At 33.2% G+C, this 22,497-nt stretch carries 20 protein-coding genes; 15 read left to right on the top strand and 5 right to left on the bottom strand.

The window, feature by feature from the left end; genetic code table 11:
- Positions 1 to 116: 116 nt before the first annotated feature.
- Positions 117 to 1,211, bottom strand: a complete 1,095-nt coding sequence (gene ychF, locus AC6CH4_RS17415) for a redox-regulated ATPase YchF (RefSeq protein ID WP_115847615.1) — start codon at positions 1,209 to 1,211, stop codon at positions 117 to 119.
- A 316-nt stretch (positions 1,212 to 1,527) separates the two neighbouring features.
- Here ychF and AC6CH4_RS17420 point away from each other — a divergent pair, with 316 nt between their 5' ends.
- Positions 1,528 to 4,161 (top strand): TonB-dependent receptor, encoded by a 2,634-nt coding sequence (locus tag AC6CH4_RS17420; RefSeq protein WP_498105178.1) that lies wholly within the window; start codon positions 1,528 to 1,530, stop codon positions 4,159 to 4,161.
- A 200-nt stretch (positions 4,162 to 4,361) separates the two neighbouring features.
- Here the strand turns inward: AC6CH4_RS17420 and AC6CH4_RS17425 are convergent, their stop codons facing one another.
- Together AC6CH4_RS17425 and AC6CH4_RS17430 are read right to left on the bottom strand one after the other, a co-directional pair.
- The gene (locus AC6CH4_RS17425; protein WP_498105180.1) at positions 4,362 to 5,528 is read right to left on the bottom strand and encodes a hypothetical protein; all 1,167 of its coding nucleotides are present in this window, start codon (positions 5,526 to 5,528) and stop codon (positions 4,362 to 4,364) included.
- Positions 5,529 to 5,688: 160 nt separating this feature from the next.
- A complete protein-coding gene (locus tag AC6CH4_RS17430; protein WP_042564137.1) occupies positions 5,689 to 6,039 on the bottom strand; it encodes a 4Fe-4S dicluster domain-containing protein in 351 nt (116 codons plus the stop codon).
- A 135-nt stretch (positions 6,040 to 6,174) separates the two neighbouring features.
- Here AC6CH4_RS17430 and AC6CH4_RS17435 point away from each other — a divergent pair, with 135 nt between their 5' ends.
- The 6 genes from AC6CH4_RS17435 (at position 6,175) to AC6CH4_RS17460 (ending at position 11,212) form a co-directional block, all read left to right on the top strand.
- Positions 6,175 to 7,248, top strand: a complete 1,074-nt coding sequence (locus AC6CH4_RS17435) for an acyl-CoA reductase (RefSeq protein WP_498105182.1) — start codon at positions 6,175 to 6,177, stop codon at positions 7,246 to 7,248.
- Positions 7,249 to 7,341: 93 nt separating this feature from the next.
- The gene (serC, locus tag AC6CH4_RS17440; RefSeq protein WP_498105184.1) at positions 7,342 to 8,412 is read left to right on the top strand and encodes a 3-phosphoserine/phosphohydroxythreonine transaminase; all 1,071 of its coding nucleotides are present in this window, start codon (positions 7,342 to 7,344) and stop codon (positions 8,410 to 8,412) included.
- A gap of 223 nt (positions 8,413 to 8,635) precedes the next feature.
- Entirely contained in the window at positions 8,636 to 9,586 is a 951-nt protein-coding gene (locus tag AC6CH4_RS17445) for a D-2-hydroxyacid dehydrogenase (RefSeq protein WP_192185250.1), read from the top strand.
- Between the two features lie 107 nt (positions 9,587 to 9,693).
- A complete protein-coding gene (locus AC6CH4_RS17450; RefSeq protein WP_498105186.1) occupies positions 9,694 to 10,257 on the top strand; it encodes a DUF937 domain-containing protein in 564 nt (187 codons plus the stop codon).
- Between the two features lie 178 nt (positions 10,258 to 10,435).
- Positions 10,436 to 10,876 carry a DUF6146 family protein gene (locus AC6CH4_RS17455; protein ID WP_498105188.1) on the top strand — a complete coding sequence of 147 codons (441 nt, stop codon included), beginning with the start codon at positions 10,436 to 10,438 and terminating at the stop codon, positions 10,874 to 10,876.
- A gap of 33 nt (positions 10,877 to 10,909) precedes the next feature.
- Positions 10,910 to 11,212: a DUF6787 family protein gene (locus tag AC6CH4_RS17460; RefSeq protein ID WP_375032002.1), complete on the top strand. Its 303-nt coding sequence runs from the start codon at positions 10,910 to 10,912 to the stop codon at positions 11,210 to 11,212.
- Here the strand turns inward: AC6CH4_RS17460 and AC6CH4_RS17465 are convergent.
- Entirely contained in the window at positions 11,209 to 11,508 is a 300-nt protein-coding gene (locus tag AC6CH4_RS17465; protein WP_498105190.1) for a hypothetical protein, read from the bottom strand. The genes AC6CH4_RS17460 and AC6CH4_RS17465 overlap by 4 nt on opposite strands.
- 206 nt (positions 11,509 to 11,714) lie before the next feature.
- Here AC6CH4_RS17465 and AC6CH4_RS17470 point away from each other — a divergent pair, with 206 nt between their 5' ends.
- The 8 genes from AC6CH4_RS17470 to AC6CH4_RS17505 all read left to right on the top strand — a co-directional run bounded on the left by AC6CH4_RS17470 (position 11,715) and on the right by AC6CH4_RS17505 (position 21,153).
- The gene (locus AC6CH4_RS17470) at positions 11,715 to 12,380 is read left to right on the top strand and encodes an ABC transporter ATP-binding protein (protein ID WP_498105192.1); all 666 of its coding nucleotides are present in this window, start codon (positions 11,715 to 11,717) and stop codon (positions 12,378 to 12,380) included.
- A 109-nt stretch (positions 12,381 to 12,489) separates the two neighbouring features.
- The gene (locus AC6CH4_RS17475) at positions 12,490 to 13,254 is read left to right on the top strand and encodes a TIGR02757 family protein (RefSeq protein ID WP_498105194.1); all 765 of its coding nucleotides are present in this window, start codon (positions 12,490 to 12,492) and stop codon (positions 13,252 to 13,254) included.
- A 73-nt stretch (positions 13,255 to 13,327) separates the two neighbouring features.
- On the top strand, positions 13,328 to 14,389 hold the full coding sequence (locus AC6CH4_RS17480) for a HEAT repeat domain-containing protein (RefSeq protein WP_498105196.1): 1,062 nt from the start codon (positions 13,328 to 13,330) through the stop codon (positions 14,387 to 14,389).
- Positions 14,386 to 15,822, top strand: coding sequence for a glycosyltransferase family 2 protein (locus AC6CH4_RS17485; protein ID WP_498105198.1), 1,437 nt, complete (start codon positions 14,386 to 14,388; stop codon positions 15,820 to 15,822). Before AC6CH4_RS17480 ends, AC6CH4_RS17485 begins: the two co-directional genes overlap by 4 nt.
- A 6-nt stretch (positions 15,823 to 15,828) precedes the next feature.
- On the top strand, positions 15,829 to 17,091 hold the full coding sequence (locus AC6CH4_RS17490) for a YaiO family outer membrane beta-barrel protein (protein WP_498105200.1): 1,263 nt from the start codon (positions 15,829 to 15,831) through the stop codon (positions 17,089 to 17,091).
- Positions 17,092 to 17,156: 65 nt separating this feature from the next.
- Positions 17,157 to 19,310 carry a glycoside hydrolase family 20 protein gene (locus tag AC6CH4_RS17495; protein ID WP_498105202.1) on the top strand — a complete coding sequence of 718 codons (2,154 nt, stop codon included), beginning with the start codon at positions 17,157 to 17,159 and terminating at the stop codon, positions 19,308 to 19,310.
- Between the two features lie 11 nt (positions 19,311 to 19,321).
- On the top strand, positions 19,322 to 19,690 hold the full coding sequence (locus AC6CH4_RS17500; RefSeq protein ID WP_498105204.1) for a response regulator transcription factor: 369 nt from the start codon (positions 19,322 to 19,324) through the stop codon (positions 19,688 to 19,690).
- 110 nt (positions 19,691 to 19,800) lie between these two features.
- Positions 19,801 to 21,153, top strand: a complete 1,353-nt coding sequence (locus AC6CH4_RS17505) for a DEAD/DEAH box helicase (RefSeq protein ID WP_498105206.1) — start codon at positions 19,801 to 19,803, stop codon at positions 21,151 to 21,153.
- 142 nt (positions 21,154 to 21,295) lie between these two features.
- Here the strand turns inward: AC6CH4_RS17505 and AC6CH4_RS17510 are convergent, their stop codons facing one another.
- Positions 21,296 to 22,408 (bottom strand): lactonase family protein, encoded by a 1,113-nt coding sequence (locus AC6CH4_RS17510; protein WP_498105208.1) that lies wholly within the window; start codon positions 22,406 to 22,408, stop codon positions 21,296 to 21,298.
- Positions 22,409 to 22,497 lie beyond the last annotated feature (89 nt).

Raw genomic sequence — 22,497 nt, forward strand, 5'->3', positions numbered from 1 at the left:
TCGTTCCTCAGGATGACAAGATTGTGTGCAATTAAATTTTAAACATAAAAAAAACTGCTGAAAAAATTCAGCAGTTCAAGTCTATTCTCTTTATTCTTGATTCTATTTTCTAAAATCTACACGTTAAAACGGAAGTGCATCACATCACCATCCTTAACGATATATTCTTTTCCTTCAACTTTGAATTTCCCTGCTTCTTTTGCTTTTGCTTCAGAACCGTATTGAACGTAATCTTCGTAAGAGATAACTTCTGCACGGATGAAGCCTTTTTCGAAATCAGTGTGGATAACTCCTGCTGCCTGAGGCGCAGTTGCCCCAATGTTAATTGTCCACGCACGAACTTCTTTTACACCTGCCGTAAAATACGTTTGTTGTTTTAATAATTTGTAAGCTGCACGAATTAAAACTGAAGCTCCTGGCTCTGTTAATCCCATATCTTCAAGAAAAACCTGACGCTCTTCGTAGCTTTCTAATTCGGTAATATCAGCCTCTGCTCCTACTGAAAGGATGATAACTTCAGCATCTTCGTCTTTTACTAATTCACGAACCTGATCTACATATTTGTTTCCGTTTACTGCTGAATTTTCATCAACATTACAAACGTACAATACTGGTTTTGCCGTTATTAATTGGAAAGATTCCATTAAAACCTCTTCGTCATTTCCTTGAGGTACAACAGTACGAGCTGACTTAGCCTGTAGTAATGCCTCTCTGATTCTGTCTAAAAGTGCTTTTTCAGTTTGCGCTTCCTTATTTCCGGTTTTAGCGGCACGATTTACTTTCTCCAAACGTTTTTCAACAGTTTCTAAATCTTTCAGCTGTAATTCGATATCAATAGTTTCTTTATCACGAATTGGATTTACATTTCCGTCAACGTGAACAATATTGTCATTGTCAAAACAACGCAAAACGTGAATAATAGCATTACACTCTCTAATGTTTCCTAAAAACTGGTTCCCAAGACCTTCACCTTTACTTGCCCCTTTTACCAAACCTGCGATATCAACGATATCAACTGTTGCCATTTGTACGCGCTCTGGTTTTACCAATTCTTCTAATTTGTTGATTCTTGGATCCGGAACGTTTACAACACCAATATTAGGTTCGATTGTACAAAACGGAAAGTTCGCACTTTGCGCTTTTGCATTAGATAAACAATTAAATAATGTTGATTTTCCAACATTTGGTAATCCTACAATTCCTGCTTTCATCTGTTGTTTCTGTTTATTTTTATTTATCCTGAAGCTCTCAGGTTACAGCAATACTACTCTTCATTAAATTATAAAAGAGTCACTTTTACTGACTTATATTTTACGTATTGATTTTTTGTTTCTGCCAAAATGATATTTTTTGGCTTTAAAATTTTGCAAATATAAGATTTAATAGCTCGTAAGTGAAGTAAAAATGCTGATTAATATAATTTAAAGTATTTTCTGAAAATTTTTTAAACTTTTTATTAAGTTTTTGTTAAAAAATATTAATTTTATCAAATAACAAACAAAACAATAAACCAAAATTAACCAAACCATGAAAAAGATTGTATTATTATTATTTCTACTAAATACGGCGTTTCTTTTTGCTCAAAAAGAAGTCAAAGGTACCGTAAAAGATAAAACAGGCACAGCTTTACCAGGCGTTAATGTTGTCGAAAAAGGGACAAACAATGGTGTTTCAACTGATTATGAAGGAGGGTTTATAATTAAAGTTAAAGAAGGTGCTACACTGATTTTTAGTTATGTAGGGTATTCTACAATTGAAAAATCTGCATCAGATAGTAATTTAGCCATCACCTTAGATGAAAGCGGCGGACAGGTTTTAAATGATGTTGTCGTTGTTGGATCGAGAAATACTAAAAGAACTGTAGTAAATTCTGCCGTTCCTATTGATGTTATCAATGTAAAAGATGTTACGACACAAAGTGGAAAGTTAGAAATTAACGAATTGCTACAATATGTTGCGCCATCGTTTAATGCCAACAAACAATCTGGTTCTGATGGTGCCGATCACGTTGATCCGGCTTCTTTGAGAGGAATGGGTCCAGATCAGACTTTGGTTTTAATTAATGGAAAAAGAAGACACCAATCGTCTCTAATCAATTTATTTGGAACCCGTGGACGCGGAAATACCGGAACGGATTTAAATGCAATTCCAGCTGCTTCAATAAAAAGAATTGAGATTTTGAGAGATGGTGCTGCAGCACAATACGGTTCTGATGCTATTGCCGGAGTTATTAATATCGTAACTAATGACAACGTAAATGAACTTACTGGTTCCGTTACTTATGGTGTTTTTAATACCAATGCAAAAGGTGATTTTTTACCAGGAACGCCAAACACAAAAGGATTCAGATTAGACAAAGATGGATATGGAAACTCGTACGGAAAGGACCAGGATTTTGACGGAGGATCTGTAAAAATAGCTGCCAATTATGGTACATCCATTGGATCTAAAGGTGGTTATGTAAATGTAACAGGTGAGTTTTTAAACAAAAACAAAACCTTAAGACCTAGTTATGATTTCAGAAAAGGTTTTGGTGATGCCGAAATTCAGGGTGTAAATTTATTTGCCAATTTGGCTATTCCAATTTCTGATAAAACAGAATTTTATGCTTTTGGCGGCAGTAATTTTAGAAATACTGATGCTTATGCTTTTACAAGAAATGATGGAGAAAGAGTTGTAGAAGCTATTTACCCTGGAGGATATACACCAAGAATTACATCAAAAATTAATGACAATTCGATTGCAGCCGGAATTAGAACAGAAACTTCTGGTGGATGGAAATTAGATTTCAGTAATACTTTGGGACAAAATAAATTTCAATATGATATTAAAGGAACTTTAAATGCTTCGCTTGAAGAAAATTCTCCAACAGAATTTGATGCAGGAGGTCACAGTTTACTTCAAAACACTACCAATTTTGATGTTTCTAAAAACTACGCTGATGTAATGAGCGGCTTCAATATTGCTTTTGGAACAGAATTTAGAGTAGAACAATTTAAAATTTTCGCTGGCGAAGAAGGTTCTTACACAACTTACGATACTAACGGACAACCTATTACAGACCCAACAACTCAAAGCGCTCCTATAGATCCTATTTCAGGAGAACCAAGACCCGGAAGTTCTCAGGGTTTCCCTGGATATAGTCCTGCAAACGAAGTAAATGAAAGTCGTACCAACTTCTCTTTATATACTGACGCCGAGTTAGATGTTACGGAAGGTTTTATGGTAAGTGGAGCGGTTCGTTTTGAAAACTATAGCGATTTTGGCAGCACCTTAAACGGAAAATTAGCTTCAAGACTTAAACTTAGCGATCATATTAACATGAGAGGATCTATCAGCACAGGTTTCCGTGCTCCTTCATTAGCTCAGGTTTATTACAACTTACGTTTCACCAACTTTAATGCAAGCGGCGCAACAGAAGTACTTTTGGCGCCAAACGACAGTCCCGTAACAAGAGCTTTTGGAATTGAAAAATTAAATGAAGAGAAAGCAATAAATGGTTCGTTAGGATTTACAGGAACTTTTGGAGACTTCACAACAACCATTGATGGATATTATATTAAAGTAAAAGACCGTATCGTTCTTACCGGATATTTTGATGCAAGCAGTTTAAATCTTGGTGTTTCTGAAGCGCAATTTTTTGCTAATGGTGTTGATACCAGCACACATGGTTTAGATTTAGTTTTCTCCTGGAAAAAAACATACGATTTCGGAAATATTGGAGCAACTTTAGTGGGTAACATTAACAATATGAAAATCGACGAAGTAAAAAATGGAGATTTAGATGCGGATACTTTCTTTGGAAAACGTGAAAAAGCCTTTTTATTGGCTTCGGCTCCGGACAGCAAATTCGGTTTAAACTTAACTTATTCTAAAAATAAATTTGATGGAGGTTTGGCTTTCACTCGTTTCAGTAAAGTCGTTTTGGTTGATTATGCTGATGAAGATGATGTTTATAACCCAAGATTAGTAACTGATTTAACTTTAGGGTACAGAATTAACAAAAATTTAAAATTAAGTATAGGTAGTAATAACTTATTCAATGTATATCCAACTAAGCAAGACGAGCAAGGTAATACTGAAGCCGGAGGTTACTGGGATGCCGTTCAAATGGGTTTCAGCGGAGCTTATTACTACGCAAGACTTGGATTTAATTTCTAATAAAATTTAAAACACATAGAAACGTAGATTTTCTCTTTTAACGAATTAGTATAGTAAGAACTTATTCGCATAGTTCTAATTTTAAGATTAAAAGCGAAACGCTTTCTCCGAATTGCAAAATCTATTCTTCTATGTGTTCTAAAAGCAAAAAATCCTGAGTTCAATACTCAGGATTTTTTATTATAGTCACAGCTTAAAAATTACAGCTTAAATTCTAATCCATTTACAATCCCTTTTTCTTCGTCAGTCGCTGTAAATCCGGATAGATCCCAATACTTAGTCAGAATCTTGTTCTTTTTATTGAAAAGCGTTTTCTCTTTAAAAACATCACTTTCTTTGTAAGTAAAGTTTTGTCTGTTGAAATTCGTTGTGATAAAATTATTGCGAACCTGAATGTTTTTTTTGACCTGATCTTTTAAAATCAAATCATAAGCAATTTCTTCATTTGAACTTAGTAAATAATAATCTTCACCATCAATTCTGTACGTTACCTTAACTTGTGATCTGGTAACATTTTTAGAACCTACTTTTGTTTGTTCTTCAATTTGGGCGAGATTTCCAGGTTTTATAATAATACTAAATTCTACAATTAACTTTTTTGTCGGATCGTAAATAATTTCAAAAGTATCAAGTGCTTTTTTAGATTTATCCAATGGAGTTACAGACATTATATAATAATCCTTATTATTTGGATGTCCTGTTGTAGTAAACTCATATTCTTTCTTGGTTTTCGAATCTAAAAGAGGATCAAAATATTTTAAATTTGAATAATTCTCCATAATGTTATTCAAATTATATCCCATTAGATTGGCAGAAACATCTGTTTCTAACAATCCATACGATCTATTTTGCTCTACTAATAATGTCGTAGTTGAATTCTTTTGATTCCCTTCAAATTGAAAATTCACCAATCCGTCATTATAATAAGAGTATTTATTATCTAACATGAAAAACTCACGTACATAAACTTTTAATCTATAGGCATTAGCCAATTTTTGCCTTGAATTAGAAACAATTTTTTGAAGATTTTTTTCCGGCTTTTCTTTAGAGACAACAATTTCGGCTAGCTTATTGTTGTTGCTTTTAAGATAAACCACAAATAGATCTGGTTTTAAAGGTCCCCAACGAAGCGTTACTTTTTCGTAATTGGTCTCTGAAACCTGAAGATTAGATGCACCGTTCAATTCAAAAGTTACCTTTCCGTCCTGATTACTTAGTAATGTTTGTTTCGTTTTCATAATAAGCACAGTTGCATTTTCTATAGGCAATTGTGTTTCAATATCTTTTACGACAATAGAATACTCCACTTTTTGAGCAAAAATGGCAGTGTTAACGAAAATAACAAATAAAAGTATCAGTCCTCTCATAGGCATTTATTAAAATATTGTTATCAAATTAACAAAATAAATCATTATGTACCAGCAAAATACAGCGTAAAAATAATAAAAAACTTATATTTGATAAATAAAAAAATCCTGAGCAACTACACTCAGGATTTTTTTGATTTTTAAATTGAATTAAAAGATATTATTCTCCATGCAAGAACGCTTGTCTGTTCAACAAGGTTTCTTCATCTTCTACGTGGTTATCATCTGGTACACAACAATCAACAGGGCATACTGCAGCACATTGAGGTTCATCATGGAAACCCTTACATTCCGTACATTTTCCCGGAACGATGTAATATACTTCATCAGAAATTGGAGTTTGCGCATCATCTGCATCAACCTCAGTTCCGTCAGGTAAAATTACCTTTCCTTTAAGACTAGTTCCATCTTTGTATCTCCAATCATCAGCACCTTCATAAATTGCTGTATTTGGGCACTCTGGTTCACAAGCCCCACAATTGATGCATTCGTCTGTTATAATTATTGCCATTTTTTTCTTAGTTACGAGTTAAAAGTTACAAGTTCAGAAATAATAATACGAAGATTTTATTCTGCTTTGTCTTATAACTTAATATAGCTTATTTTTGTGCAAAATTACAATCAAAACAATTCATAAACAAACATTATGACATTAGAAACAAAAAAAAGTGTTTTTGTTGAATTAGGGAAATTTTTAAAACAATTTTCCGAAAACGATACAGTTAAAGAATCGAATGTCCTACATAACGATTTATTTTTTGATGATTTCGAAAAGCTGATACTATTATCACAATCTCATAATGGCTGGTATACGCCTGAACAAGTTTATTTTGCTATAAAATCCTGGGCTGATGCTTTAACTGAAGAAAATCTTAATAAATGGCTTTCTAACTATATTGATGAATTTGCTCAAAACAATAACACCGAAAAAAAAGTTGCATTAATTTTAGCCGGAAATATTCCATTAGTTGGTTTTCATGATTTTTTATCTGTTTTGATTACCGGAAATAAAGCTTTAATTAAAACATCATCAAACGATCAGCACTTATTGCCGTTTTTAGCTAAATATTTAATTGCTGTTGATGAAAGTTTAAAAGATAAAATCACTTTCGTGGAAGGCAAACTGGAAAACTTTGATGCCGTAATTGCCACCGGAAGTAACAATACAGCCCGTTATTTCGAATATTATTTTAAAGATAAACCTTCAATCATTCGAAAAAACAGAAATTCGGCTGCCGTTTTAAACGGTAAAGAAAGCAAAGAAGAATTAGAAGCTTTAGGTGAAGATATTTTCCGTTATTTCGGATTAGGATGCCGTAATGTTTCTAAGATTTTTGTTCCGAAAGGGTATTCTTTTGATGCTTTTTTTGAAGGTATTTTCAAATATCAGGACGTTATTCATTATGAAAAATACGCTAACAATTACGACTATAACAAAGCCGTATTTTTAATGAGTAATTTTAAATTATTGGATAATGGTTTCTTGACTATAAAAGAAGATCCGAGCTATGCCTCGCCGATTTCGAGTGTTTTTTATGAATTTTATGAAAACATCGAAGAATTACAGGCTCGCCTTAAAGCTGATTCTGAACAAATTCAGTGTATCGTAAGCAACGATTTAATCGAAAATAGCATTCCATTCGGGCAAACGCAAAATCCTCAATTGTGGGATTATGCAGATAACGTGGATACTATAACGTTTTTGTTAACAACAAAGTAAAAATATGTTTAATTATTTCGAATAATTTATCGCTTTTTCAGCTCCTATTGACGAAATTTGCATCTTTAAAATTTTCGACTATTAACAACAACCATGAAAAAACACAACTACAGCGCAGGTCCAAGTATTTTACCTCAGGAAGTTTTTGAGAAGGCATCAAAAGCAATTTTAAATTTTAATGATTCAGGATTATCTATCCTTGAAATTTCGCACCGAAGTAAAGATTTCGTTGCTGTTATGGATGAAGCTCGCTCCCTTGCTTTAGAGTTATTAGGACTTCAGGGAAAAGGATATCAAGCCTTATTTTTACAAGGTGGTGCAAGTACAGCATTCTTGATGGCTCCTTACAACCTGATGAAAGAAAACGGAAAAGCTGCTTATTTAGATTCAGGAACATGGGCAACTGCAGCAATAAAAGAAGCTAAATATTTTGGAGAAACTGTTGTTGTAGCTTCTTCAAAAGAAGAAAATTACAACCATATTCCAAAAGGATATTCTATACCAAGTGATGCTGATTATTTTCACTGTACAAGTAACAATACCATTTTTGGAACTCAAATGAAAGAATTCCCGGCAACTAACGTTCCTGTTGTTTGCGATATGAGTTCTGATATTTTTTCTCGCGAATTGGATTTCTCAAAATTTGATTTAATATATGCTGGTGCTCAAAAAAATATGGGGCCTGCAGGAACTACTTTGGTAGTGGTTAAAGAAGAAATTTTAGAGAAAAGCGGAAGAACAATTCCTAGTATGTTAGATTACGCTAAACATATTAAAGCAGAAAGTATGTACAATACTCCTCCTGTTTTTGCTGTTTATGTTTCTTTATTGACATTACAATGGATCAAAGAAAAAGGTGGAATTGCTGCTGTTGAAAAATTAAACAACGCAAAAGCTGATTTATTATATACTGAAATCGACAGAAACCCATTATTTAAAGGTGCTGCAGCTGTTGAAGATCGTTCTAACATGAATGTTACTTTCTTATTAAACAATGCTGATCACACTGCAACTTTTGATGCTTTATGGAAAGAAGCCGGAATTTCAGGATTGCCAGGACACCGTTCTGTTGGTGGTTACAGAGCATCTATTTACAACGCTATGCCGATCGAAAGTGTTCAGATTTTAGTGGATGTAATGAAAGCATTGGAGACTAAAGTTTAGTTTTCAGTCGCAGTCGCAGTTTTCAGTATACCGAAAACTTGAATTGAATACCAGACCCTAGCCCCGATAAAAGTGGAAATCCTTTTGTGCCCGCCGCAGCGGACACAAAAGATTGGAACGGATAGCGGGATTAGCTCCTAAATTAAAAAAGAAAAAATTATATATATCTTAATCTTCTAATCTTAATGATTAAACGATTAACCAAATAAACACATAAACTAAAATGAAAGTATTAGCGAATGATGGAATTTCAAAAAGTGGAATTCTGGCTTTAGAAAAAGGTGGATTTGAAGTTATAACTACAAAAGTAGCTCAGGAACAAGTAGCTAATTTTGTGAATGAAAACAATGTAGACGTAGTTTTGGTGCGTAGTGCAACTAAAGTTCGTAAAGATATTATTGATGCTTGTCCTGGTCTTAAAATTATTGGACGTGGCGGTGTTGGCATGGATAATATTGATGTTGATTATGCTAAGAGCAAAGGAATCCATGTAATTAATACACCTGCTTCATCATCAGAATCTGTTGCTGAACTGGTATTTGGACACTTGTTTTCTGGTGTTCGTTTTTTACATGATTCTAACAGAAATATGCCTCTTGAAGGAGATTCAAACTTTGATGGTTTGAAAAAAGCTTACGCAAACGGAACTGAATTAAGAGGAAAAACTCTTGGTATCGTTGGTATCGGACGTATCGGACAAGCTACTGCAAAAATGGCGCTTGGTTTAGGTATGAAAGTTATCGCTGCAGATAGTTTTATCCCACAGGTTGATGTAAAAGTGGAGTTTTTTGACGGACAGTCTATCACTACAACTATCGTTTCTCAATCATTAGAATCTTTATTTAAAGAAGCTGATTTCATTACATTGCACGTTCCTGCTCAGGATGGTTACATCATTGGAGAAAAAGAATTTGAGATCATGAAAGATGGTGTTGGAATCGTAAACTGTGCTCGTGGAGGTGTTATTGATGAAGTAGCTTTAGTAAAAGCTTTGGATTCAGGAAAAGTCGCTTTTGCGGGATTAGACGTTTTCGAAAGCGAACCAAAACCAGAAATGGCTATTTTAATGCATACTAAAATTTCTTTGACTCCACACATTGGAGCTGCAACCGGAGAAGCACAAGACAGAATCGGGACTGAATTAGCATCACAAATTATTTCTCTGTTGAGCTAATTAACTACAAATAAAACATTTAGAAGGGATTTATTAACGTCGTTTAATAAATCCCTTTCTTTTTTTGATTAAATTTGAGTTATAAATCTAACCTAATTCTTTAAATCATGTTTGAACAATTAACACAATTAGTACAACAATACGGAGGCGATGCTGTTGTAAACAACACTGCTGTCCCAAATGAACATAATGAAGCTGTAATTGGCGAAACTAGTAATTCTATATTTTCGGGATTGCAAAAAATAGCTTCAGAAGGCGGTGCAGAACAATTGGCAGGTTTATTTAACGGAACATCTTCTATAGACAGTTCTAACCCGGTGGTACAGCAATTAACACAACAGTTAAGTGGAAACCTTGGTGAAAAATTTGGATTAAGCAGTGAGGCCTCTTCAGGAGTTGCAGCTAGCATGATTCCACAAATTTTAAGCTCACTAGTAAATAAAGCAAAAGACCCAAATGACAGCAGTTTTAATATTTCGGATATTATAAGCTCTATTTCAGGAAACAGCGGACAAGCCTCAAATATAATGGATACGATCTCTAAATACGGAACTCAATTTGGCCTGGATCAAAACGCCGATGGGAAACTTGATGTAACTGATGTTATGGTTGTGGCAAAAAGTAAAGGCGGGTTTTCAGGATTTATAGGAAGATTGTTTAGAAGTAAATAAAGGTTCTGAGATGCTGAGATACTAAGGTTCTGAGCTCTCTCAACTTTATAAATATAAAAAAGCTGTTTTCTAACAGCTTTTTTTATGTCTTAAAAAAAAACCTTAGCAGCTTAGCATCTTAGCTACTTAGTGTCTTTTTCAAAATTAATTCGTAAATTTAAGGTTCAAAAAATGGGTCATGAAAAAGATAATCTACATACTTATCGTAATTTTTACCATCATTGCGTGTTCTACGGCTTCAAAAAATACTGCAGTGGCTGCAGCTTCGCCTAAACAACATCCTGAAGTAAATGATACTGTCCGAATTGCGAATGATTCTTTAGAGTATGAAGTTATTATTATTGATAATGGTTTTAGCTATTGGCTGGCGTCAATGGCACAGCCTAGAAACTATTATTCGCTGTCTTATCTTGAAAACAAAAATTATCAATACGTAACAGAATGGAATAGCCGCGTATTGCAGCCACAACGTTATAATCCAAATTTATACGAAATGTCTATTGATTATCGACCTGGCATTCATTATGGTTACGAAGTAAATTACCTAATTTACAATTACATGATTTATTTTCAAAATACATACAAACAAAAGCTTGGCGGGTATGTTCCAATAAGATAATGTTGCTATATTTGTAATCGTTTTAAATAAAGCATGGATAAACTAAAGAAACGTTGGGGCATTACCTCAAATGTACAAGCCATAATTATACTTATCGTTTTTGCTATCACAGGATCAGCATCTGCGTGGCTTTCTAAACCCTTTTGCGTTTGGCTGGGCATTACCAAAGAAGATTTTGGTGGTTGGTTTACTTTAATCCGTTTGTTGATTATCTTCCCTATTTATCAGGTTTTATTAGTTGCCATTGGAACCATTTTTGGCCAATTTCGCTTCTTTTGGAATTTCGAAAAGAAAATGCTCAAAAATATGGGCCTCGGATTTCTTTTCAAGAACTAAATTTCAGTATTTCTTTTTTGAAAATAATAGGTATAAATCCACGTAAGTGTAAACGACGGAATAACATCTGTAAACGGAATTATCTCTTCTACAAAAGTCAAAATACTGGCAACTTTCCCCACTCTTCCTTTATACATTCTGGTCATGACAAAAGCCGCGACTGGTGCCCAAATCACATCTGAAAATTCACCAATTAACGGAATGCTGAAAGAAATCATACCAATTCCATCCAATAGCAAACCCAAAAGGAGTTTTCGCATCTTATCTTCTTCGTTTATTACCTGTAAATCCTGCATTTTGTTTTACTTAAAAATTATTCGAAATTTATAAAGAATTCATTAAAATAAATTTATCTCTTCCAATAAAATTATTGTTTAATTCCCATATCAATAAATGTACCTATTTTGATTTTAGATTTAGAATCTCTTGGTATTTGGAATTTAAGATATTGTAATTTGATTCTAACCATAATCTTTGTTTCTTTGTAGAAACAGTTTCTAAAATGATACACGCAAAAAATATACATAAATTCTACGATCAGCTTGAGGTTTTAAAAGGAGTTGATCTGCATATTAAAAAAGGCGAAATTGTTTCGATTGTAGGCGCTTCCGGTGCCGGAAAAACGACTTTGTTACAGATTTTAGGAACTTTAGATAAACCTTCAAAATCAGAAACCAAGACTTCGTTAACTATTAATGGAGAAAATATTTTGGGATTGAATGACAAAACATTATCAAAATTCAGAAATTTAAATTTAGGTTTCATTTTTCAGTTTCACCAGCTTTTACCAGAATTTACAGCCTTAGAAAATGTGTGTATTCCGGCTTATATTGCGGGCAAAAAACCAGCCGAAACTGAGGCGGAAGCCAAAAAATTATTGACTTTTTTAGGATTATCACATCGCATCAATCATAAACCGAATGAACTTTCAGGCGGTGAACAACAACGTGTTGCCGTTGCCAGAGCTTTAATCAATAAACCCGACGTTATTTTTGCCGATGAACCTTCCGGGAATTTAGATACCCATTCTGCCGAAAATTTACATCAGTTATTCTTCCAGCTTCGGGACGAATTCGGACAAACATTTGTCATCGTAACACACAACGAAGAGTTGGCTAATATGGCTGATAGAAAATTAATAATGGTCGACGGACAAATTAGTAATTAGAAGCTATTCCTGCTGTTCTTCCAGATCTTTTGTACCGAACAATGGCATAAAAGGATTTTCCCTCCCATCAGGGGCTAGGGCACTCGAATAACAAGAACTTTCATTTCAAATGAATCAAAAAGAACTCAAAGAATTTCTCGACGAAAAAGTCATTCAATATAATAATCAGGATTTTATTGAAAGCGATCCCGTGCAGATTCCGCATTTATTTACTCAAAAAGAAGATATTGAAATTGCCGGCTTTCTGAGTGCGACAATTGCGTGGGGAAATCGTAAAATGATTATCAAAAATTCACATCAAATGATGGAATTAATGGGCAATACACCATACGATTTCGTCATGTCACATTCTCATGAAGATTTGGAACGATTGGAAAGCTTTGTTCATCGTACTTTCAACGGAAAAGATTTTGGCGGATTCATAAAAGGATTACAGCATATTTATAAAAATCACAATGGCTTAGAGGCTGTATTTGCTAAAAATCAGGAAGAAAATAGCCTGCAGAAAAGCATTCACGAATTCAAAAAGCTATTTTTCGAAATTGATCATTTACCGCGGACTCAAAAACACATTTCAGATCCGTTAAATAATTCGGCCGCAAAAAGAATCAACATGTATTTGCGCTGGATGATTCGTCAGGACACAAAAGGTGTCGATTTAGGAATCTGGAAAACTATTTCTCCTGCTTCCTTATCTTGTCCGCTAGATGTTCACTCCGGAAATGTAGCACGAAAATTAGGCATTCTTTCACGAAAACAAAATGACGGAAAAGCGCTCGCCGAATTGGATTTCAAACTTCGTGAAATGGATTCGCAAGATCCTGTAAAATACGACTTTGCACTTTTTGGCTTAGGAGTTTTTGAAGGATTTTAACTACAAAGCATGCTGTTTTAAATTAGCTTTATAACTTTTTTTTTCGTAATATTACAGTACAAACTTATACTGTATGGAAAAACTTATAGAGTATATAAAGCATTTCGTCATTCCATTTTTTTTTGTTATCAGCCTGTCTTTAATAGTCGTTTTAATATTCAAAAGAATCTACTATCAATACACCCTGCCTTATAAACACAGAATTATTCGAAAATCAGAAATCTTTCTGACTGAAATTACCCTTTCTGCACCTGATAAAAATACGCTGAAACATAAAATTGCCAAATTTAAATCTGAAATTCCAATCAGTAAAGCATGGTGTAAAGAAATGCTTATTGAAGATATGATCAGAATGAAAAGCAATTTAAAAGGCAAAACTGCCAAGAACATTCTTTTAATTTATAAAGAGCTTGACCTAAACCATTATTCTGCCAGTTTAATTCGTGACTTTAGAAAATATAAAAAATACGAAGGAATCCGTCATTTTCAGGCCTTAGGTTATAAACCTGGGATTTCACTTTTAAAAAAATATTTATTTCATCCCAACACGGTCATTCGGTCTAATGTAAATATTGCTTATTTAGCCCTCTCGAAAGGCGACTGGAAAGCAGTTGGTAAAGTTTCTATTAAACGTACAATCATTGCAACTATAAAAGTAATGGACGTTTTACACAGGGAAAAAATCCAACAGCCAGCACATTTGGATCTTTGGATTCAATCTGAAGATCCACTGGTTTTAAAATTAGCAGTGATGACGATGGTTTTCTATAATTACAGAAATAAATCGGCAGAAATAATAAAACTATTACATCATGAAGATAAGGCCTTGAAAATTGATGTAATTACAGCCATCCAGGATCTTTTTTTAGAAGAAGCAGAGGACGAAATGCTGTCTTTGTTTTATAACGAATCTATCGAAATTCAATTGGAAATGCTTGAAGCTTTGGCCGCAATCGGTTCCGAAAAAACGATCGATTTTCTGAAAAATGAAATTCCGAAGCAGGAAATAAAAGATTTAAAATTAAAAATGGTCTGTTCTTTAGATAATTTAGATCGTGAGGCACTAAATACATTAGGAAAACAGGATTCAGACACACAAAAAATGATTAATCATAACAGAAAATTAGAACTATGATACATGATATTCTATCTTATCTGATTCGAGGTTATGATATTTTTGTAACCATCTTTTCTCTTGGCTATATTTTGTTTTATATTTTTTTATCAATCTTATCTTATTGGGCGATAATAAAACATTTAAAATATCAAAAATATCTCGAAGAAGAAGTGCTGCTTCGTTCTAACCATATTTTAGGAGTTTCGGTTGTAGCACCAGCTTTTAATGAAGGTGTAAATATTGTATACAATGTTAAATCATTACTTTCCTTAACGTATCCAAAATTCGAAATTATCATTGTAAACGATGGAAGTACCGATGATACGCTCGAAAAACTGATAACCGAATTTGATTTGGTAAAAATTGATTTTTATTACCAGGAAAAAATTATCACACAACCTGTGAGAGGTCATTACAGATCAAAAAATCCTGTTTACTCAAAATTACTGGTTGTAGATAAAATGAACGGTAAAAGTAAGGCTGATGCTTCAAATGCTGGCATAAATTCGTCACAATACCCACTATTTTTATGTACGGATGTTGATTGTATCTTAAAAAGTGATACTATTTTAAAACTGGCAAAACCTTTTATGGAAAATGAAATAAGAGTTATTGCAACCGGTGCCGGAATAAGGATTTCAAATTCGTGCGAAATAAAAGAAGGTTTTTTATTTAAAGTTCATTATCCAAAGGAATGGTATCCACGCTTTCAGGAATTAGAATATGTAAGATCTTTTTTATTTGGCAGAATGGCGTGGAGTCAGATAAACGGCCTTCTCCTTGTTTCCGGAGGCTTAGGAATGTTTGACAAAGATATCGTTATAAAAGCCGGAGGTTATTGGCATAAATCTTTAGGAGAAGATATGGAGCTCGTTACCCGCATGAGGAAATATATGCATGATACCAATGAAAAATTTTTAATTCAATATATTCCGGAATCACTTTGCTGGACAGAAGTTCCGAGTACAAAAGAAGTATTTTTAAGACAAAGAATTCGTTGGGCAAGAGGATTGATACAAACGCTTTATTTGCATAGAAAAATGTTTTTAAATCCAAAATACGGAAGAACAGCTTTTATGGTTCTGCCTTTCTTTTTCAGTTTTGAATTTTTAGTTCCCATTATAGAATTTTTAGGCGTGATAACTTTAGTTGCAAGTCTCGTATTTGGTTTGGTAGATTTTCAATATCTTTTAATAATAAGCACAATAGTTTATTTGTTTTATCTCTCTATAACAATAATTTCTATTTTGATTGATGAAATATTATATAAGAGTTATGCGAATTACAAAGAATTACTGGTATTGGTTGGAATGGCAATTATTGAACCTTTTGTATATCATCCCGTTAATGTCTATGCATCGTTAAAGGGTTATTGGTATTTCTTTTCACAAAAAGAACAAAAATGGGGTGTAATGGTGCGCAAAGGTTATGAAAAACCAGTTAAAAAATAATTCAAAATGAAAAACAATATTATACATATAGCCAAACTGTTTTTTTGTTTGTTTCTATTTTTCAATCAAAATCTAAGGGCGCAGAAAAAAATCGATACAGATAGTCTTTTGACTGTTATTGTTAAAGATATGAAAACCAATAATCCTGATTATAGACTCAATATTCAGCGAGCTTTATTAGGCAAAAAATTAGCCCCTGATTATCTGGATTTTCATTTAGAGTTGGGGCGAAATTATGATTTAAGCAAAGTAAAAGACAGCGCGAGATATTATTACAACTATGTAATTGATAAAAACCCTGGGTATGAAGATGCTTTTCTATATCTTATTAATTTAGATATTGAAGAAAAAAAATACGATGAAGGCTTAATTCTAACCCATAAAGCTATCGAACTTTATCCTGAAAGCAGACCTTTTCGCCTTAGAAGAATTGCTATTTATTCTTTGCAAAATGATAGTGCAAACGAAGAAAAATACTTAAAATCTATTAGGGCAAAATTCCCAAATGATCCAGAAACAGAGCAACGTCTTTACATTTTATATTCAAAAGTAAACTTTGACAGAATTGGAGTTTACTATAATATAACAACAATTGATCGCGACGGAGTTGGACCATGGCATTTAGCAAGCGTCGATTATGTTAGACAACGTTTGTGGGGAAGTTTAATAGGAAGAGTTAGTTATGCCCAAAGATTATCTTCGAGTTCTGTTATGTCAAGCGGTCTTCAGTTTGAGGCAGAATCCTATCTTTTTGCTAAAAAAAACAACTATCATTATATTGATGCTGCTTACAGTCAAGATGCTGCTTTTCCTGAGTGGAGATTAGGATATTCCTATTTTCATGCTTTTAACAAAGGCTGGGAAGCTGATTTAGGAGCACGTTATATTGAAATGCAGGATAAGAGTAATTTAAAAACACTGAATGTTGGAATCGGAAAATACTTTGGTTCTTATTGGGTAAATCTAAGATCTTACATTCAGGAAGACGGCACATCTTTTACCCTGACCTCCAGATATTATTATAAAACAAAATATGATTATGTAACGCTTATTGCTGGTTACGGAACTTCGCCCGACGACAGAACAAGATCTGCAGAATATAAAACAAGAATGTCGTTACGTTCCTATCGATTAAGCGCCGGTTTTTTTAAAATGATCAAAAGCCATTATATCTTTGGAATTCTCATCACAGATAATGAACAAGAATATACAGAGAATAAATTTCAATCTGAGCTTGACTTTGCTTTTTTATTGCAATATAAATTTTAAATAGTATGAAAAAGAAGTTTCACCTTTATGTACCCCAAATCTTTTTTTTCTTATTTAGTTACACCATGATAGCACAATCCGAAATAATTATATCTAATAAAAACAGTATTATTTCAAAGTCTGAAGATAGTCAGAGTGCTGCATTACTTTTAAAAAAATATCTCGATAAGGCTTTTTCAAAACCATTTGATAATATCTCTGAAAATAAGAAAGAAGAAGATTTATCAGCAATAATCTTAGAAATTTCGAATCTTGAAAAATTAAAACCAAACGAATTTATCATCAAAAGTGATTCAAAATCGATTTATTTAATTGCTCAAAATCCGAAGTACCTTCGTTATGCTGTCTATACTTTACTTGAAATTTGGGAGTTTCGAAAATTCACTTCCACTGAAACTTATATACCAAAAGTTGAACAGCTGGCATTTTTAAAAAACACAAAAAAAATCTATCAGCCTTCATTTGATTACAGGGCACTTTTTTATCCAGATTGCTATGATGAAGATTTTAGAGAGTGGCATAAATTGGATTGGCAAGTGGATGATTTTGGTATTTGGGGACATTCTTTTAGCGTTCTGGTTCCTCCAAAAGAATATTTCAAAACCAATCCAAAACTTTTTGCTTTGTATGAAGGAAAAAGAAATGGAGAATCTTTATGCATGACTAACGACACTGTAGTCGATTTGATCGAGAAAAAAATGACCAAAATTATTGCAGATACACCAAATGCTCAATTTTATTCGGTTAGCCAAAATGATGATGTGGTGTATTGCGAATGCACAGAATGTAGAAAACTGAATGAAAAATATGGAGGCTCACAAGGTTCCTTCTATTATTTTCTGAATAAAATTGCTAAACATTTTCCAAAAACAAAAATCACAACACTGGCCTATCTACATACTTTAAAACCACCGGTTAACTTAAAAATAGAATCCAATATTTACACTATTTTTTGTCCAATTGAATTGAATCGCGGAAAAGCAATTACAGCTCAAAACTCAGCTTCCTTTGTCAAAACATTAGAAAACTGGAGCGTTACATCTCCACATCTATTTCTTTGGGATTATACCGTTCAGTTTTCTAATTATATGTCGCCATTTCCAAATTTGGAACCTTTTCAAAGCAACTATAAACTCTTTAAAAAGAATAAAGTAAAGGGAATATTCGCTCAGGGATATTCAGATATTCCGGGGGATTTTTCAGAATTAAGACAATATCTTCTTGCCAAATTACTTTGGGATACTAATATTGATAGTAAAGCGGTAACTGCCGATTTTTTACGAGGATTTTATGGAAAAGCCGCGCCATTTGTGGGAGACTACTTGACTCTTTTAACTGAAAATCAGAGCAAAAGCAATGCTTATCTAGATATTTATTCTGGTCCGGTTCAGGCCAGAAACACCTTTTTAACTCCGGAAGCCATGAATCAGTATGATCAATTGCTCGAAAAGGCACGGTCGGCAGTTGAAGAAGATAAAACCTTAAATTCCAGAGTTCAAAAACTACGTTTAGCTTTGGAATATGTGTTTTTCGAACAATCTAAATTTTACGGAAAAAACCAACATGGAATTTTTGTCGTAAATAGTAAAGGAGAAAAAGAAGTAAAAAAAGGATTAACGGAAAGAGTTTTGAAATTTACAAAATCCTGCAATGAATTTGGAATTTATGAATTGAGCGAAGGAGGTCTTTCGCCGGATAATTATTATAAAGAATGGTTGGAAATCTGTAAAAACACCACCACTCATCTGGGAGAAGATTTGAAAGTGAATTTTATAACAGAACCTTCAGGCGATTTTAAAGGAAAAGGAAGTTTTGGCTTAGTTGATGGCACCAGAGGATATAAAGATTTCAATATCAACTGGATTGGATGGTATGGAACGGAACCTTCATTTGAAATAGAAACAAAAAAACTAGACTTTAATACCTTAAAATTAAATTTCCTGGATGATCAGAGACATTGGATTTTTATTCCAAAAAAAATAATCATTTACGGCTACGAAAATCAAAAATGGAAGCTTTTACAAGAAAAAAATTGTGATAATTTAACTGAAAGTGATCAAATTACAACAAAATCATGGGAAATTCTCAATGAAAAATTCAGTAGCTTTATAAAAATCAAAATAGTTATTAAACCCCAAACAGAAATACCCAATTGGAGAAAACGAAAAAACAAAAAACCAATGGTAATGATTGATGAGATAGAATTATATAAAAAATAAATGCCAGGGAGATGAATAATAGCGACAAAAAAATTCTAATTATCGATAATGATGAAATGACTATCGAAATTCTAAAATTTATTCTAAAAAGGGAAGGTTACAAAATAAGTATTGCAAAAGATGGTATTAGTGCGTTGGAGAGAATTCCGATAATTATGCCTGATTTGGTTATTACTACGATAACTATTCCACTCAAGTCAGGATTAGAAATTATTAGTGATATTAAGAAAAATTTTAAAAGTATTCGGGTAATTGCACTCTCTTCACTTGGGGAGGAAGAAAATACAGTTGAAGAAGCATTTCAATTGGGTGTCGATGATTTTATTGCTAAACCATTTAATCCAAACGAGCTTTTATTGCGAATTAAACGATTTTTATAGCAATTTAAAGTCTAATTTTGAGAAATACGAATGCCCCAAACTGTCGTAATTTCTAAGAGACATCAATTTTTCAGCTATTTATAGCTATCTTTGCACAAAATTTAATGCAAATGAGCACTTTCGAAAAATTCAATCTTCCAAAATCAGTACAAAAAGCAATCGACGAATTAGGATTTGTTACGCCTACTCCTATTCAGGAAAAATCTTTTTCTGTGATTATGTCTGGCCGTGATATGATGGGAATTGCGCAAACCGGAACCGGTAAAACATTTGCTTATTTATTGCCTCTTTTAAAATTATACAAATTTACCCCAACCAATACGCCTAAAATTGTAATTCTGGTTCCAACTCGTGAATTAGTTGTTCAGGTTGTAGAAGAAGTCGAGAAACTAACCAAATACATGTCGGTTAGTACGCTTGGTATTTTTGGTGGAGTAAACATCAATACACAAAAAAAAGCTGTTTACGAAGGAGTTGATATTTTGGTAGGAACGCCTGGTAGAACAATGGATTTGGCTCTTGATGCTGTAATTCGTTTTGACGAAACTCAAAAATTAGTTATTGATGAGTTTGACGAAATGCTAAATCTTGGTTTCCGTACACAATTGACAGCGCTTTTGGCAATGATGAAAACAAAACGTCAAAACATCTTATTCTCTGCAACAATGACAGACGAAGTTGATGCCGTATTAAATGACTTTTTTGATTTCCCGGAAGAAGTAACACTTGCCGCTTCCGGAACTCCGCTTGAAAACATTACTCAAATTACATATAACGTCCCAAATTTCAATACAAAAGTAAATCTCTTAAAACATTTATTAGAAACGAACGAAAGCATGGAACGTGTTTTGGTTTTTGTGAATAATAAAAAGATTTCAGATATGCTTCACACGCGTATTGAACAAGATTTTGAAGGTCAGTTTGGTGTAATTCACTCTAATAAATCTCAAAATTACCGTTTGAGCACCATGGCTGAATTCCAGGAAGGAAATTTACGTGGATTGATTACCACCGATATTATGGCCAGAGGTTTGGATATTTCTAATATCTCTCACGTTATCAACTTTGAACTTCCTGAATTTCCTGAATTGTACATGCACAGAATTGGTCGTACAGGTCGTGCAGATGCTACAGGAACTGCAATCAGTTTTATCACGCCTCGTGAAGAAGAATTTAAAGTAGAAGTAGAAGTTTTAATGAATCAGGAACTTGAAATAGCTGAATTCCCTGAAGAAGTTGAAATTTCATTAAAACTAATTGAACCGGAAAAAGACAAACAACCGATTAAGTTTTTAATGAAAAAACAAACACTAAAAGGTGATGGTGCTTTTCATGAAAAAGATAAAAAGAATAAGAAAGTCAATTTAGGAGGACCTTCTAAAACAAAAAAGAAAACCCACGGATCTGTCAATCGAAATATGTTGAAAACAAGAGATAAGAAGAGAAAAGATAAGGACAAGTAAGATCTTTTAAGTTGCTAAGATTCTAAGCAACTAAGATTCTAAGTTTAAATAATAAAGGCTCAAAAATGCATAATTAAATTTTGCATTTTTGAGCCTTTTATCTTAGTGTCTTAGTTGCTTAGAATCTTAGCATCTTTTCCAACTATATTTTAGTAAACACAAGGCCAACCGGCGAACATAATTCGATTTTTTTACCGGTATCTGTAAGTTTCCCAGTAGCTTTATCTCTTTTAAAGATCACTATATTGTTGGTGTATTGATGTCCTACTAAAAGATAATTTCCTGTTGGGTCAATCGCAAAATCTCTTGGGCCTTTCCCTAGAGTGCTTTCTTGTTCTACCAATTCAATACTTCCGTTTTTAAGAATCTTGTAAACTGAAATATTGTTCGCATCTACTCTGTCTGTTACGTATAAAAATTTTCCGTCAGGTGAAATTTTGATTGCTGCTGCACCTGTTCCGCCTTTAAAATCTTTTGCAAGAATACTCGTTTCAGCAACCTTTTTTAAGCTTCCATTTTTATTATAACTAAAAGTTGTCAGCGTTGCATCTAATTCCTGAATTAGATATACAAATTTCCCATCTTTACTAAACGTCAAATGTCTTGGACCACTTCCAGGTTTTACATCTACACTTCCTTTTAATGTCAGCATTTCGTTTTTAGAACCAGGATTATATTTATAAATAAACACTTTATCTAAACCTAAATCATTTGATAAAACGAATTTTTTATCCGGAGAAAAAACAACCATATGTACGTGTGCTTTTTCCTGACGTGCTACATTTACTCCTTTTCCTTCATGCTGAATTACCTGCTGTACTTCAGTAATACTTCCATCAGGTTTTTTCTTAAAAACTACAATATTACCCCCGGAATAATTGGCGACAATAACGTTTTTATCATCATTTATCAAATGACAAGGGTCAGCTCCTAGCGCTTTATTAGTATTTAAGAAAGTAACTTTTCCTAATTTTGAATTATATCCAAAAGCACTAACCGCACTTTGATCACCATTTTCATTTACAGCATAAATAAACTTATTATCTGCAGAAACCGATAAATAGCTCGGACTTATCACATTTTCTGAAGAATTTTTAAACTTAAATTCGCCTGAAGTCGCATCAAATTCATAAACATAAATTCCGTTGCTCTGGCAAGTATTAGTGTATGTCCCTATCAATAAATTAAATTTATTCTGAGCTTGGGTAGTGGTAAAAGCTAACGCTGAAAAAAGCAGCATATATAATCCTTTCATAGTTTTTTGTGGTTTTTTGAATATGCTAAAATACTCAATAATATCGTTAGAAATTACATTTTTTGTTACAAATGAATTATCAAAAGTTA

This window comes from Flavobacterium sp. GQ95, from assembly GCF_059758655.1.

Excerpts from the sequence above, each read along its gene's own strand:
- AC6CH4_RS17485 (WP_498105198.1), top strand. The coding sequence starts at position 14,386 with ATGATACATGATATTCTATCTTATCTGATTCGAGGTTATGATATTTTT.
- AC6CH4_RS17470 (WP_498105192.1), top strand. The coding sequence starts at position 11,715 with ATGATACACGCAAAAAATATACATAAATTCTACGATCAGCTTGAGGTT.
- AC6CH4_RS17455 (WP_498105188.1), top strand. The coding sequence starts at position 10,436 with ATGAAAAAGATAATCTACATACTTATCGTAATTTTTACCATCATTGCG.
- AC6CH4_RS17420 (WP_498105178.1), top strand. The coding sequence starts at position 1,528 with ATGAAAAAGATTGTATTATTATTATTTCTACTAAATACGGCGTTTCTT.
- AC6CH4_RS17450 (WP_498105186.1), top strand. The coding sequence starts at position 9,694 with ATGTTTGAACAATTAACACAATTAGTACAACAATACGGAGGCGATGCT.
- AC6CH4_RS17475 (WP_498105194.1), top strand. The coding sequence starts at position 12,490 with ATGAATCAAAAAGAACTCAAAGAATTTCTCGACGAAAAAGTCATTCAA.
- AC6CH4_RS17435 (WP_498105182.1), top strand. The coding sequence starts at position 6,175 with ATGACATTAGAAACAAAAAAAAGTGTTTTTGTTGAATTAGGGAAATTT.
- AC6CH4_RS17430 (WP_042564137.1), bottom strand. The coding sequence starts at position 6,039 with ATGGCAATAATTATAACAGACGAATGCATCAATTGTGGGGCTTGTGAA.
- AC6CH4_RS17505 (WP_498105206.1), top strand. The coding sequence starts at position 19,801 with ATGAGCACTTTCGAAAAATTCAATCTTCCAAAATCAGTACAAAAAGCA.
- serC (WP_498105184.1), top strand. The coding sequence starts at position 7,342 with ATGAAAAAACACAACTACAGCGCAGGTCCAAGTATTTTACCTCAGGAA.
- AC6CH4_RS17465 (WP_498105190.1), bottom strand. The coding sequence starts at position 11,508 with ATGCAGGATTTACAGGTAATAAACGAAGAAGATAAGATGCGAAAACTC.
- ychF (WP_115847615.1), bottom strand. The coding sequence starts at position 1,211 with ATGAAAGCAGGAATTGTAGGATTACCAAATGTTGGAAAATCAACATTA.
- AC6CH4_RS17490 (WP_498105200.1), top strand. The coding sequence starts at position 15,829 with ATGAAAAACAATATTATACATATAGCCAAACTGTTTTTTTGTTTGTTT.
- AC6CH4_RS17500 (WP_498105204.1), top strand. The coding sequence starts at position 19,322 with ATGAATAATAGCGACAAAAAAATTCTAATTATCGATAATGATGAAATG.
- AC6CH4_RS17425 (WP_498105180.1), bottom strand. The coding sequence starts at position 5,528 with ATGAGAGGACTGATACTTTTATTTGTTATTTTCGTTAACACTGCCATT.
- AC6CH4_RS17445 (WP_192185250.1), top strand. The coding sequence starts at position 8,636 with ATGAAAGTATTAGCGAATGATGGAATTTCAAAAAGTGGAATTCTGGCT.
- AC6CH4_RS17510 (WP_498105208.1), bottom strand. The coding sequence starts at position 22,408 with ATGAAAGGATTATATATGCTGCTTTTTTCAGCGTTAGCTTTTACCACT.
- AC6CH4_RS17480 (WP_498105196.1), top strand. The coding sequence starts at position 13,328 with ATGGAAAAACTTATAGAGTATATAAAGCATTTCGTCATTCCATTTTTT.
- AC6CH4_RS17495 (WP_498105202.1), top strand. The coding sequence starts at position 17,157 with ATGATAGCACAATCCGAAATAATTATATCTAATAAAAACAGTATTATT.
- AC6CH4_RS17460 (WP_375032002.1), top strand. The coding sequence starts at position 10,910 with ATGGATAAACTAAAGAAACGTTGGGGCATTACCTCAAATGTACAAGCC.